At 69.1% G+C, this 11,969-nt stretch carries 13 protein-coding genes; 5 read left to right on the top strand and 8 right to left on the bottom strand.

Features of this window, described 5'->3' with window-relative positions; translation table 11 throughout:
• Nucleotides 1–46 precede the first annotated feature (46 nt).
• From I6I07_RS00425 to I6I07_RS00450, 6 genes are all read right to left on the bottom strand, one after another.
• Entirely contained in the window at nucleotides 47–667 is a 621-nt protein-coding gene (locus I6I07_RS00425) for a GntR family transcriptional regulator (protein WP_006393370.1), read from the bottom strand.
• A 90-nt stretch (nucleotides 668–757) separates the two neighbouring features.
• Nucleotides 758–2,413, bottom strand: coding sequence for an ABC transporter ATP-binding protein (locus tag I6I07_RS00430; RefSeq protein ID WP_198485301.1), 1,656 nt, complete (start codon nucleotides 2,411–2,413; stop codon nucleotides 758–760).
• Nucleotides 2,410–3,231 (bottom strand): ABC transporter permease, encoded by an 822-nt coding sequence (locus tag I6I07_RS00435; RefSeq protein ID WP_035360057.1) that lies wholly within the window; start codon nucleotides 3,229–3,231, stop codon nucleotides 2,410–2,412. Before I6I07_RS00435 ends, I6I07_RS00430 begins: the two co-directional genes overlap by 4 nt.
• Nucleotides 3,228–4,172, bottom strand: coding sequence for an ABC transporter permease (locus tag I6I07_RS00440; protein ID WP_198485303.1), 945 nt, complete (start codon nucleotides 4,170–4,172; stop codon nucleotides 3,228–3,230). The genes I6I07_RS00435 and I6I07_RS00440 overlap by 4 nt, the downstream gene beginning before the upstream one ends.
• Before the next feature lie 61 nt (nucleotides 4,173–4,233).
• Entirely contained in the window at nucleotides 4,234–5,097 is an 864-nt protein-coding gene (locus I6I07_RS00445) for an alpha/beta hydrolase (protein WP_198485305.1), read from the bottom strand.
• Between the two features lie 650 nt (nucleotides 5,098–5,747).
• Nucleotides 5,748–6,173 (bottom strand): Lrp/AsnC family transcriptional regulator, encoded by a 426-nt coding sequence (locus I6I07_RS00450; protein ID WP_198485307.1) that lies wholly within the window; start codon nucleotides 6,171–6,173, stop codon nucleotides 5,748–5,750.
• A 297-nt stretch (nucleotides 6,174–6,470) separates the two neighbouring features.
• On the opposite strand from I6I07_RS00450, the gene I6I07_RS00455 reads away from it, so the two are divergent.
• Nucleotides 6,471–6,779 carry a DUF1272 domain-containing protein gene (locus tag I6I07_RS00455; RefSeq protein ID WP_006393363.1) on the top strand — a complete coding sequence of 103 codons (309 nt, stop codon included), beginning with the start codon at nucleotides 6,471–6,473 and terminating at the stop codon, nucleotides 6,777–6,779.
• Here the strand turns inward: I6I07_RS00455 and ytfE are convergent.
• A complete protein-coding gene (gene ytfE, locus I6I07_RS00460) occupies nucleotides 6,776–7,456 on the bottom strand; it encodes an iron-sulfur cluster repair protein YtfE (RefSeq protein WP_198485309.1) in 681 nt (226 codons plus the stop codon). The two genes, I6I07_RS00455 and ytfE, sit on opposite strands and share 4 nt — an antisense overlap.
• A gap of 150 nt (nucleotides 7,457–7,606) precedes the next feature.
• Here ytfE and norR point away from each other — a divergent pair, with 150 nt between their 5' ends.
• Complete coding sequence (gene norR / locus I6I07_RS00465) at nucleotides 7,607–9,127, top strand: nitric oxide reductase transcriptional regulator NorR (protein ID WP_198485311.1); 1,521 nt, start codon at nucleotides 7,607–7,609, stop codon at nucleotides 9,125–9,127.
• A 13-nt stretch (nucleotides 9,128–9,140) separates the two neighbouring features.
• On the opposite strand, the gene I6I07_RS00470 is transcribed toward norR, so the two are convergent.
• A complete protein-coding gene (locus I6I07_RS00470; protein ID WP_061072224.1) occupies nucleotides 9,141–9,494 on the bottom strand; it encodes a gamma-glutamylcyclotransferase family protein in 354 nt (117 codons plus the stop codon).
• A gap of 172 nt (nucleotides 9,495–9,666) precedes the next feature.
• On the opposite strand from I6I07_RS00470, the gene I6I07_RS00475 reads away from it, so the two are divergent.
• From I6I07_RS00475 to I6I07_RS00485, 3 genes are all read left to right on the top strand, one after another.
• Nucleotides 9,667–10,338 carry an STN domain-containing protein gene (locus I6I07_RS00475; protein ID WP_198485313.1) on the top strand — a complete coding sequence of 224 codons (672 nt, stop codon included), beginning with the start codon at nucleotides 9,667–9,669 and terminating at the stop codon, nucleotides 10,336–10,338.
• On the top strand, nucleotides 10,335–10,850 hold the full coding sequence (locus I6I07_RS00480; protein ID WP_198485315.1) for an RNA polymerase sigma factor: 516 nt from the start codon (nucleotides 10,335–10,337) through the stop codon (nucleotides 10,848–10,850). The genes I6I07_RS00475 and I6I07_RS00480 overlap by 4 nt, the downstream gene beginning before the upstream one ends.
• A gap of 79 nt (nucleotides 10,851–10,929) precedes the next feature.
• Nucleotides 10,930–11,937, top strand: coding sequence for a FecR family protein (locus tag I6I07_RS00485; protein WP_232625843.1), 1,008 nt, complete (start codon nucleotides 10,930–10,932; stop codon nucleotides 11,935–11,937).
• Nucleotides 11,938–11,969: the final 32 nt, after the last annotated feature.

Raw genomic sequence — 11,969 nt, forward strand, 5'->3', positions numbered from 1 at the left:
TTTCAGGAAGGCCGCCGCGAATGAGGCAGCGATCAGGCGGCGCGGATCAGGAAATGTCCTGGCCGACGTGCTGGGCGATGATCTTCTGCAGGCGCTTGACGTCGCGCGCCTCGAGCGCCTCGACCATGTCGAAGTGTTCGCGCGCCGAGATCTCGATGCGCGAGCGCGTGACCCATTCCTTGGCGGGGGCCGCCGGCCCGCGCGCGCGGGTTTCCTGGATCAGGGCCGCCAGCTCGCGGTTGGCGCACATGTCGTACATCCCGGCGTGGAACGCCAGGTTGACCTCGTACTGCTCCAGCAGCGTGCCATCCTGCAGCAGCTTGGAGAAACGCTCGGCCAGCGTGCGCAGGGCGCGCACCTTGGCCGCCGTGACGTTGGGCATCAGGTCGGCCGCGGCGCCGGTTTCCAGCAGCACGCGGATATCGCGGATCTGCACGTGCTGGTCCGGATCCATCGTGTAGACGTGGTACCCGCGGTTGGGGATATGCGCGATCAACCGCTTGGCGGTCAATTGGTCGAGCGCCCGCCGCACGTCCAGGCGCTTGGCGCCGTAACGTTCCTGCAGGTCGATCTGTTTCAGCCACGCGCCGGGGCCGTATACCCCCGACTGAATATCCAGGGCAATACGGTCAACCAGGCCCGGCTGTGTCGCCGCCGCTTTCGGCATGGACCACTCCCGTGAATCAAATCCAAACCGCGTATTTTATGCATAAGTCCGCGCCGGGACGGCAAGCCCGGCCGGCGCGGCCCCGTCCCCTCAGGCCGTGGCCCGCGACGGCTCCTGCTGGTCCAGGCGCCAGCGCAGGCGCACGCCGCCGGTTTCGGTCGATTCCAGGGCCGGAATTGCCGACAGCAGGCTGCGGGTGTATTCCTCGCGCGGCTGGTCGAACACCGCGTCGCGCGAACCCTGTTCGACGATGCCGCCGTCGCGCATCACCACCACCCGGTCGGCCACCTGCTCCACCACGCCCAGGTCGTGGCTGATGAACAGGCAGGAGAAGCCGTGGCGTTCCTGCAGGTCGGCGAACAGGTCCAGCACCTGCGCCCGCACCGTCACGTCCAGCGCCGACACCGGTTCATCGGCGATGACGAAGGACGGCCGGCGCACCACCGCGCGGGCGATGGCCACGCGCTGGCGCTGGCCGCCCGACAGTTCGTGCGGAAAGCGCTTGGCGTATTCCGAGCCCAGGCCGACTTCGGCCAGCACTTCGTCGACGCGGCGACGCTTGTCGGCGGCGGGCATGTCGACCAGCATGCGCAAGCCTTCGCCCACCAGCTCGCCGATCGTCATGCGCGGGTCGAGCGACGAATACGGGTCCTGGAACACCATCTGGCAGTTCAGGCGGTAGTCGCGCCAGGCCGGCGAACGGCGGTTGACCTGCTGGTTGCGGAACAGGATCTGGCCGGATGTCGGCGACAGCAGGCCGGCGATGGCGCGGCCCAGCGTGGTCTTGCCCGACCCCGAGCCGCCCACCACCGCCACCACTTCGCGCGGCTTGACGTGCAGGTCGATGCCGTTGAGCGCGCGCTTGGCGCTGGTGCGCGAGAACAGGCGCTGGTGGCCGGCGTAATCGACCACCAGGTTCCTGACCTCGACGATCGGCGCTTCCTGGATCGGCGCGCGCGCCGGCAGGCGGCGCGGCATGGCGTCCAGCAGCTTGCGGGTGTAGGGATGCTGCGGGCGTTCCAGAATGCCGGCGGTGGTGCCGGTTTCCAGCACCTTGCCATGCTGCATCACCACCATGCGCTCGGTATAGCGCGCGACCATCGGCAGGTCGTGGCTGATCATCAGCACGGCCGTGTTGTGCTCGCGCGTCAGGTCGACCATCAATTCCAGCACGTCGCGCTGCACCACCGCGTCGAGCGCGGTGGTGGGCTCGTCGGCGATCAGCAGCGCCGGCTCCAGCAGCATCACCGAGGCCAGCATCATGCGCTGGCGCATGCCGCCCGAGAACTCGTGCGGCCAGGCCTCGATCGCAGCCTTGGGGTCGCGGATGCCGACCCGGCGCAGCATCTCCAGGATGCGTTCGCGGCGCCGTGCCGTCGACAGGTCGCGGCGATGCAGCTTGAGCCCTTCGTCCAGCTGGCGTCCGATGGACATGGACGGGTTGAGCGAGGTCATGGGTTCCTGGAACACCATGCCGATGCGCGCGCCGCGCAGCTTGCGCAGCGCGGCCGGGCTGGCCTGCGTGACTTCCACGCCCTCGAAGCGGATCGAGCCGCCGGCCACCACCAGCGGCGGCGGCGTCAGGCCCATGATGGCGCGCGCCGCCTGGGTCTTGCCGCTGCCGGACTCGCCGACGATGCCGACCATTTCGCCCGGCGCCACCTCGAAGGACACGCCGCCGACGATTTCGCGGCCGCCGCGGCCGACGGTCAGGGACAGATTCGATACGGTTACCAGTGCGCTCATTGCACGCCCCTCATGCGGGGATCGAAGCGGTCTCGCACCGCGTCGCCCAGCAGGTTGATCCCGAGCAGCGCGAGCGCGATGGCCAGGCCGGGAAGAATGGAAAGATAGGACGCCTGCGCCATGAACGGACGCGCGGCGGCCAGCATGTTGCCCCAGGTCGGCGCGGGCGGCGGCACGCCCAGGCCCAGGAAGGACAGCGCGCTTTCCGCCAGGATGACCCAGCCGAACATCGAGGTCGCCAGCACCGTCAACGGCGCGACGCAGTTGGGCAGCACGTGGCGCACCATGGTGTAGAGCTCGGAGTTGCCCAGCACGCGCGAGGATTCGATGAACTCCTTCTCGCGCAGCGACAGCACCGTGCCGCGCACGATGCGGGTCACCGACGGCGTGTAGGCCAGGCCCAGCGCCAGGATGATGCCGTACTTGTTGGCGCCGACCACGGCCAGCAGGCCCAGCGCCAGCAGCAGGCCGGGAAAGGCCAGCAGGGCGTTGTTGAAGGCCATGATGATGCGGTCGGTCCAGCCGCGCACGAAGCCGGTCAGGGTGCCGATGATGGTGCCCGCCACGATGGAGAAGCCCACCGTCAGCAGGCTGATCCAGACGCTGCTGGAGGCGCCGGCCAGCAGGCGCGACAGCTCGTCGCGGCCAAACTCGTCGGTGCCCAGCAGGAATTCGCCGCCGGGCGGCTTCAGGCGCGCCACGAAGTTGATCTTGAGCGGGTCGTGCGGCGTCCAGAAGGCGCCCATGATCGCCGCGACGATCATCGCCGCCACGATCACGCCGCCTATCAGCGCGTTAGCTGCAATTCGCTTTTTCATTCGGCGGTCACTCTCGGGTCAAAGATGGGATAGCAGAGGTCGATCAGCAGGTTCACGATCACGTAGATCACGCCGACGAACAGCAGGCAGCCCTGGATCACGGGATAGTCGCGGGCGAAGATCGAATCCACCAGCAGCCGGCCCAGGCCGGGAATGGTGAACACGGTTTCGACCACGGCGATGCCGCCGAGCAAATTGCCCAGCACCAGGCCGATCAGGGTCCAGGTGGGACCGAAGGCGTTGCGGAAGGCGTGGCGCATCAGCACCGCGGATTCCGACAGGCCCTTGGCGCGGGCGTGGGTGATGTAGTCCAGCCGCAGCACTTCCAGGGTGCTGGCGCGCGCCATGCGCATCAGCACGCCGATCTCGTGCAGGAACAGCGTCAGGATCGGCATGGCCAGGTACAGCAGGCCGGCCTTCCAGTCTTCGCCGATGGACACGTAACCCACCACCGGCAGCCATTGCAGCTTCAGGCCGAAGAAGATCAGCAGCAGCAGGCCGAGCCAGAACGTGGGGATGGACACCAGCAGCGTGGCGGTGCCAACCAGGATCAGGTCGGGCGCCTTGTTCTGCTTCCAGGCGGCGATCATGCCGGCGGGCACGGCCACCAGCGCGGCGAACAGCACGGCCACCAGCACCACGCGGCCGCTGATCAGGAAGCGGTCCCACACCAGCGGCAGCACGGGCTGGCCGGTGTTGATGGATGAGCCCAGGTCGCCATGCAGCATGTTGCCGAACCAGATGCCGAACTGGGCGGGCCAGGTCTGGTCCAGCCCCAGTCGCGCGCGCAGGTCGGCCAGCGCCGCCGGCGTGGCCAGGTCGCCCAGCAGCAACTGCGCGGGATCGCCCGGAATCAGGCGGATCATGACGAACACCGCCACTGCCACGATCAGCAGTGTCGGAATGGCCATGACGATACGGGATAGCGCGAAACGCAGCATGGCCCTCTCCTATCGCGGCAGACAGGCGCTCGCGCGCCCGCTGCCGATCTTGTTTTTGATGTTATTCATTTCGCAGTTTGTGCAGTTCGGCGGCCAGGAAGTCCTGCACCTGGCCGACGCACTTCAGGCCGTCGTGCGGCACGTTCTCGACCACGTCCAGCACGGCCTTGACGCCGGCCGCCTCGAACGAGCGGCGCAGCGATTGCAGGCGCTCCGGACGGGTGGCGCCGGCGGCGTTGGCGCCGGGCATGAAGAACTTGCCGCCTTCGCGGTGGGTGATTTCCCAGGTTTCCAGGTCGGCCTTGCCGACGATCATGTGCACCGCGACCTGGCGCAGGGCCTCGATGTCGACGGCCTTGCCGAAGCGGGCTTCGGCGCCGCGCACGCCGACCCACCAGTCCTGGCTGGGGTCGAGCAGCGTGACCGAGCCGGGCGCGCCGATCGAGGCGGCCCACAGGGTTTCGGGGTGCAGCAGGGTGTAGCGGTTGACGAACTGGCCGCCGCCCGAATAGCCGAACAGGGCGAAGCGGCTGAAGTCGCGGCCGAATTTCTCGCCGACTTCGGCGACCATGCCTTGCAGGATGTGGTCGTAGCGGATGTCGCCTTCGATCAGCTGCTTGAAGCCGTCGCGGTTGCCGTCGCCCAGCGGGCTGACGGGGAACAGCGGGCACAGCACGATGCAGTCGTTCCAGCGGGCGAATTCGGCGAAGGCGTCGCGGTATTCGACGAAGGCGCGGCCGGTGCCGTGCATGATCACGACCAGCTCCATGGGGTGCCTGGCCTGGTCGATGTGCGGGGGGACGTACATGCAGTACGAGAAGCGGGGGTCGATGCGCGAGGCGAAGACGGTGCTGTGGCCAAGGTCGTACATGGCGCGGGCGCGGGCGGCGTCGGGGGCCAGGGCGGGTGCTGCGGTGGACTGCATGATTTCCTCGATTCCCGGGGAGTGTGGAAGGCCGGGGGGTGTTGCTGGCGGGGGATGTTTGACTAAATTGGCGCCAATTTTAGGAACACGAGGGTTGGGGGGCAACCGGGGGGAATCCCTAACCGGTGATTGTGGCGGGGGGATGACTTGCGAGCTTTTTGGCGACTGTTGGGGTTCTTTTGACGCGTGGCGGACGGGCCGGGCGGGAGGGCGGGGCTACGATTGCGGTCCGGAGCGTTCGCTCCGGACTACCCCGTTGTCATCCTCGTACGCCTTCGGCTCCCTACGGATTCCCTCGGGCGCATCTACACGCCCCGCCCTCCCGCCCGGCCCGTCCGCCACGCTGCGTCAGCGTGAATTTGGGCGCCGCTGGGGAGTACCGGGTGCTTGGGCTTCGTGGTGGGCGGGGTCGTTGGATGGAAGGTCTTGCGGGGTTGCCCAAAGGCGGCCGCGCGGGCGGCCTGTTTGGGCGTTTGGGCGTGACAGGGGGAGCGTTGAGGGGGGGCCTTCAACGGGACTGGGGTGGCGATTGGGCGCTTTCGACGGAAAGGTGGGCTTGGCGGCTCAGGCGCGGGGGCCGGGGTCGGAACGTGTGGCGTGGGCGACATGTTCCGGGGCGGACAAGCTGACTGGTTTGGTCGCGCGGTCGGTCAATCGAGTTTGTAGCTTTTCAGGTGGATGCTGGTTTCCGTCGCGGAGATGGCCTTGATGAGGCGGACGCGGTCCAGGACGCGGGACATTTCCTCGATGTTGGAGACGCGCAGTTCGGCCAGCAGGTCCCAGCGGCCGTTGGTGTCGTGCAGGGCGACGACGGCGGGGTCGCCCAGGAGGATGCTGACGACGCGGCGGGTTTCGTTGCCGTCGACGGCGATGTTCATCCAGGCGCCGATCTGGTCGGGTTCGGATTCGGGGCGCAGCCTGACGGTATAGCCGACGATGACGCCGTCGTCTTCCATCCGCGCGATGCGGTTGTTGATGGTGCCCCGTGAGACGTCGAGCTTTTTGGCCAGGGTTGCCACGGTTGCGCGTGCGTCGGCGCGCAACAGCCCCAGCAATTGCTGATCTAGTGTGTCCATGATTGTTCCCGCGTAAAAATTGGCGCCAATTTCGCATCTTATACGGATTCGGCACGATACAGGCGCGGGATGACCGGCAGGCCGGCGTGCCCGCGCCTGGGGCGCTGTTACCACGACCCCAATTTACCGCGTTTCGCAGGGTATTGATTTTGGGCGGATTTTTGGCTGGACAGGGCCGACCGGCGCGGCCCTGCCGCCGGCGCGTGGCCGTTTCCGGCCGCGAATTGTCCGACCATGTCCTCGATCCGCCGGCGAGTGCCGGGTACGCTGGCTGACCATCCTTTTCAGGAATCCGCCATGCTTGAATTGCGCCCCAGCTGTGAGCACTGCGACGCCGACCTGCCGCCGGCCAGCGCCGACGCGCGGATCTGCAGTTTCGAATGCACCTTCTGCGTGCGTTGCGCCGACGAGGTGCTGGGCAATGTCTGCCCCAACTGCGGCGGCGGCTTCGCGCCGCGGCCGGTCAGGCCGGCCGCTGACCGGCGCAACGGCAACTTCCTGGGCAACTATCCGGCCACGACGGCGCGCAAGCACCGCCCGGCCGATCTGGCCGCGCACGCCGCCTTGCTGCGCCAGTTGCGCGACGTTCCCGCGCGGGAGCGCTAGCCGCGCGGCCGGACCGCCTCGGCCTCGGCGTTCTCGAACAGGATGTTGTTCTCCAGGTGGATGTGGGCCATCAGGTCCTGCTTGAACGTGCCAATCCCCAGGTACAGCGCGCGCCAGGTGTTGCAGGCGGCGCGCGGCAGCGTCAGGTCGTGCGTCAGCGCCATCAGGCGCTCGAGCGCCACGCCGTGGTCGTCGTGTTCCATGCGCATCATGGTGATCGGCATGACCGCCATGGCGCCATGGCCGCGCGCCAGCATCGGGAACAGCACCTGTTCCTCTTTCTGCATATGGCTTTCCAGTTCCTGGCGCATGTCGCGCAGGTGGTCGGCCAGGCCAGTCGGGCAATCGGGACTGTCCGCATGCACCTGCTCGACCTTCATCGCCAGCCGGATCAGTTCGGGCAGCTGTTGGCGATGGACCTCGTGGTAGCGCGCCAGGATGTGGTCGATCAGGTCGCCCGGGCTGGCCTGGCCCCAGTCGCGCTCGTCCGGCGCCGCGCCCGCCAGGGCCTGCAGGCGCGCCTCGATCTGGGCCGCGTCCAGCGAGCGCTGCGCCGCCGCCTCGGCCAGGCTTTTCTTGCCGCCACAGCAGAAGTCCAGCTGGTACTCGTGGAACACCTGGGTGGCGCCGGGAATGCTGCGGGCCAACTGGCCCAGGGATTGCTCAACCATGCTCATTGCGTTTCTCCATGCTTCATGAGGGTGCTATGGCAGTAGCGAGATCCGTGCCAGGAAAAGCTTGCGCCAAATCAAGGGTTTGCAAATTAAAGGGTAAAAACCACCCGGCGCCGGTACGGTATTAATGACCCGCAAGGGTACGATCAACCCATGCAAAACCTGTTGCTTACCGACCTCGTCGTGGACCTGCCCGCCGCCGTGCGATTGCAACGGCTGGCGGCCGGGCTGCGCGCCCATTTCCGCTGCGGCGCCGTCGCCCTGCTGCAGCTGGAGGCCGACCACCTGCGTCCGATCGCCGTGGATGGCCTGACCCAGGACGCGCTCGGCCGCCGTTTCGCGGTCCAGCAGCACCCGCGGCTGGCGGCCATCCTGGCGCGCCGTGGCGTCACCTGTTTCCACCATGACAGCACCCTGCCCGATCCGTACGACGGCCTGATCAACGGCATGGCGGGCGAGCCGCTGCCGGTGCACGACTGCATGGGCACCAGCCTGCACATCGAGGGCCAGCCCTGGGGCGTGCTGACGCTGGACGCGCTGGAGGTCGGCACCTTCGATGCCGAGGCGCAGTCGGACCTGCGCGAGATGATCGTGCTGGTCGAAGCCGCCTTGCGCGTGACGCGCCTGGAGGCCGAAACGCGCGCCCTGCGGCTGGCGCGCGGCGCGGCGCCGACGGACAGCGCGGTGGCCGACGACAGCGACATCCTCGGCCAGAGCGAGGCCATCGGCCGGCTGCTGCACGAGATCGAGGTGGTGGCGGATTCCGAGCTGCCGATCCTGCTGCTGGGCGAGACCGGCGTCGGCAAGGAATTGTTCGCGCATCGCGTGCATCGCCAATCGCGCCGCCGCGGCAAGCCGCTGGTGCACGTGAACTGCGCGGCGCTGCCGGAATCGCTGGCGGAAAGCGAACTGTTCGGCCATGCCAAGGGCGCGTTCTCGGGCGCGATAACCGAGCGGCCCGGGCGTTTCGAGGCCGCCAACGGCGGCACGCTGTTCCTGGACGAGGTGGGCGAGTTGCCGCTGGCGGTGCAGGCCAAGCTGCTGCGCACGCTGCAGAACGGCGAAATCCAGCGGCTCGGCGACGACCGCCCGCGCACCGTGGACGTGCGCATCGTCGCCGCCAGCAATCGCGACCTGCGTGCTCTGGTGCGCCAGGGCGACTTCCGCGCCGACCTGTATCACCGGCTGTCGGTCTATCCGGTGCCGATCCCGCCGCTGCGCGAACGCGGCCGCGACGTGCTGCTGCTGGCCGGCCGCTACCTGGAACTGAACCGCGCCCGCCTGGGGCTGCGCAGCCTGCGGCTGTCGCCCGAGGCCGAGGACATGCTGAGCCGCTACCGCTGGCCCGGCAACGTGCGCGAGCTGGAACACGTCATCAGCCGCGCCGCCATCAAGGCCGTCAGCCACGGCGCCCCGCGCAACGAGATCGTCACCCTGGGCGCCGGCCTGCTGGACCTGGAGGACGGCGCCCTGCCCGCCGCCCCGCCCGAGGAGCCGGCGCTGCCAGCGGGCGCCACGCAGACGCTGCGCGGCGCGGTCGACGCCTGCCAGCGCCAGGCGATCCGCCGCGCGCTGGACGCGCACCAGGGCAGCTGGGCCGGCGCCGCGCGCGCGCTCGAGATCGACGCCAGCAACCTGCACAAGCTGGCCCGACGGCTGGGTTTGAAGGGCTGAGGCGCGGGCCCGTTCAGGCCTTGACGTACACCCAGGCCTGCGCGCCGGACTTGAGCCGCACCGAGACCCGTTTGTAGTCGGACACTTCGTAGCGGTCGGCGGCCTCGAGTTCCTGCGCCGTGATCTCGAACACCATGCCCGGCACCTCGTCTTGCGGGTCGTCGCTGGCGCTGACGATGGGATGGCGCGCCAGGCCGCTGGTCTTGATGACCTCGGGATCGGTGATCTCGACCCAGCGCTGCACGTAGCCGGTCATGGCATCCGCCCTGCCGTTGAGTTCGCGGCCGAAATTGGCGCGCTGCACGGCCTTGTCCTGCAGGGTTCCGTAGGAGAAAAGCAGAACCCCGGTTTCGTTCGAGTCAGGCACCTTTGTGTCCTTTAGGAAAATTTGTACACCTGACTGTACACCGGCGCGGTCATGGCAGTGCAACCAAAAGGTCACAATCAGGCCATACGATGTCGGCTTCCGGCCGCCTCGCGGCGGTAAGCGTTCGACTCCCCGCGCGTATGCCCTCCTTCGCCGCTCCCCTCAACCCGCCTTGCCAGCCGCCGATGTGCGCCCTGGCCTGAAGCGCTTGCAGGCGATGCTGACCTCGATGGCCGCCGGCGCCACCCTGGCCGCATCGGCCGCCGCGGCCGATGGCGCGGCGGCCGAATACCGTTTCGACTGGCCGCGCCAGCCACTGCACAACGCGCTGCAGCAGTACAGCCAGTTGACGGGCGACTCGCTGCTGTACGACAGCACGCAGACCGCCAACCGCAGCGCCCCGGCCATCGCCGGCCGCTATTCCGCGCGCGATGCGCTGGCGCGGCTGCTGGCCGAGACCGATCTGCAAGCGCACTACACCGCGCCGCACGCGTTGATGCTGATGCCGCGCGTGCGCACGCCGCCGGCGCCGGTGCCGCGGGCCTCGCAGGCCGAACGCCAGCAGTATTACGGCCGCCTGCAGACCCGTGTGCTGGACGCCCTGTGCGCCCGCCCCGAACTGCACATCGGCGACTACCGCGTCGCCTTGCGCCTGCCGCTGGACGCGGCCCACGCCATCCACGACGCGCAGGTCCACGCCACCGGCCGCCCCGACTTGGCGCCGCGCCTGCGGGAGGCCCTGGAGGGCCTGCCCATCGGCGCGCCGCCGGCCGGCTTCGGCCTGCCGGCCACGCTGCTGATCACGCCCGAGGCGGCGCAACGCTATGGCGGTTGCCGGCGATGAGCGGCCAGGGACTGGCCACCCTGCGCCGCCTGGTGGCCGAGCGCTACGACGCGCTGCGGCGGCAGGTCGCGCGGCGCCTGGGCGGCGCCTCGGACCTGGCCGGCGACGCGCTGCACGACGCCTACCTGCGCCTGTCGGCGCGCGACGACCTGGACGCCGTGCGCCATCCGCAGACCTATCTGGTCAACACCGCCGTGCACGTGGCCATCGACCGCATCCGCCAGGACGTGCGCCTGCTGAGCGAGAGCGAGGTCGGCGAGTTCTTCGACATCGAGGACAGCGTGCCCGGACCGGAAAACGTGGCCGAATCGCGCTCGGACATGGACCACATGCTCAAGGCCCTGGACACGCTGACGCCGCGTCAGCGCGACATCCTGATCGCGGCGCGGGTCGAGGGCCTGTCGCGGCCCGACCTGGCCAAGCGCTGGGGTATTTCGGTGCGGCTGGTCGGCCGCGAATTGCAGACGGCGCACGAGCATTGCGTCCAGGCGATGCGGCGCGGGCGGGATTGAAAGTGAAAGAAAGTGTATTTTTTGCGCGATTCCGGTTCCGTTTTGGCCGTCCTGAATCGTCTAAGTGTGAGAGCGGCGAATGACTACCGCCCAGCCAGCGATTCCCATGAGCCCGCAACCGTCCTCCGGCCCCCCTTCCGACTCCGCCATCGAGCGCGAGGCGCATGCCTGGGCGCGCGCCCTGGCGACGGGGGCTCCCACCACCGAGGACGGCGCCGCCTTCAAGGCCTGGCGCGCGCAAAGCCCGGCGCATGAGCGCGCCTGGGTCGACGCGGTACGGGCCTGGCGCGAACTCGGGCGGGCCGCCCAGGCCTATGCCAGCACCCGCCCCGCCGCCGCGCGGCGCGGGGCCGCCGAACCCGACCGCCGGCGCCGCTGGCTGCTGGCGGGCGGCGCCGGCGCCTTCGCCAGCCTGGCGGTCGCCGGCATGCTGCGGCCGCCGCTGGGCCTGTGGCCCTCGTGGTCGGAATTCAATTCCGACTACCGCACCGCCACCGGCGAACAGCGCCGCGTCGCGCTGGACGGCCAGCAGCTGACGCTGGCCCTGAACACGCAGACCAGCATCAACGTCTCGACCCGGGACGGCGCGCCCGAGATCGAACTGGTGTCGGGCGAAGCCGCCATCCTCGCCACCCGCAGCCAGCCCTGCGCGATCCTGGCGGGCGCGGCCCGCATTGCGCTGGCCAACGGCGACATCGAACTGCGCCGGCTCGACCGCGGCGAGGTGCGCCTGCGCTGCAACGCCGGCCAGGTCGAGCTGCAACACCCCGGCGGCAAGCTGGCGCTGCGGACCGGCCAGCAGGTGCGCTACACGGCCGACACCCTGCAGGCGCCGTCCGCCCTGGCGCAGGACGCGTCGGACTGGCGCGCCGGCATCGTCAGCTTCCACGACCTGCCGCTGGCCCAGGCAATCGAGGAAATCAACCGCTACCGCCCGGGACGGGTGGTGCTGATGAACGACGCGCTGGCCCGCCACCGGCTGAGCGCGCGCTACGAGGTCAAGGACCTGGACCAGGCGATCGTCCAGATCCAGCAGTTGTACGGCGCCAGCGTGCGCCGCGTGGGCGACGTGGTCTTCCTGAGCTGACCCCGCCCGCCGGCGCCGCCGTGGCGCGTTTG

This window comes from Achromobacter deleyi (genome assembly GCF_016127315.1).
In the GTDB taxonomy this organism is placed as follows: Bacteria; Pseudomonadota; Gammaproteobacteria; order Burkholderiales; family Burkholderiaceae_B; genus Achromobacter; species Achromobacter insuavis_A.

Bases quoted from the DNA above. Each gene is read 5' to 3' on its own strand.
- I6I07_RS00425 (WP_006393370.1), bottom strand. From the start codon at position 667: ATGCCGAAAGCGGCGGCGACACAGCCGGGCCTGGTTGACCGTATTGCC.
- I6I07_RS00455 (WP_006393363.1), top strand. From the start codon at position 6,471: ATGCTTGAATTGCGCCCCAGCTGTGAGCACTGCGACGCCGACCTGCCG.
- I6I07_RS00435 (WP_035360057.1), bottom strand. From the start codon at position 3,231: ATGAAAAAGCGAATTGCAGCTAACGCGCTGATAGGCGGCGTGATCGTG.
- ytfE (WP_198485309.1), bottom strand. From the start codon at position 7,456: ATGAGCATGGTTGAGCAATCCCTGGGCCAGTTGGCCCGCAGCATTCCC.
- I6I07_RS00480 (WP_198485315.1), top strand. From the start codon at position 10,335: ATGAGCGGCCAGGGACTGGCCACCCTGCGCCGCCTGGTGGCCGAGCGC.
- I6I07_RS00485 (WP_232625843.1), top strand. From the start codon at position 10,930: ATGACTACCGCCCAGCCAGCGATTCCCATGAGCCCGCAACCGTCCTCC.
- I6I07_RS00440 (WP_198485303.1), bottom strand. From the start codon at position 4,172: ATGCTGCGTTTCGCGCTATCCCGTATCGTCATGGCCATTCCGACACTG.
- I6I07_RS00450 (WP_198485307.1), bottom strand. From the start codon at position 6,173: ATGGACACACTAGATCAGCAATTGCTGGGGCTGTTGCGCGCCGACGCA.
- I6I07_RS00445 (WP_198485305.1), bottom strand. From the start codon at position 5,097: ATGCAGTCCACCGCAGCACCCGCCCTGGCCCCCGACGCCGCCCGCGCC.
- norR (WP_198485311.1), top strand. From the start codon at position 7,607: ATGCAAAACCTGTTGCTTACCGACCTCGTCGTGGACCTGCCCGCCGCC.
- I6I07_RS00430 (WP_198485301.1), bottom strand. From the start codon at position 2,413: ATGAGCGCACTGGTAACCGTATCGAATCTGTCCCTGACCGTCGGCCGC.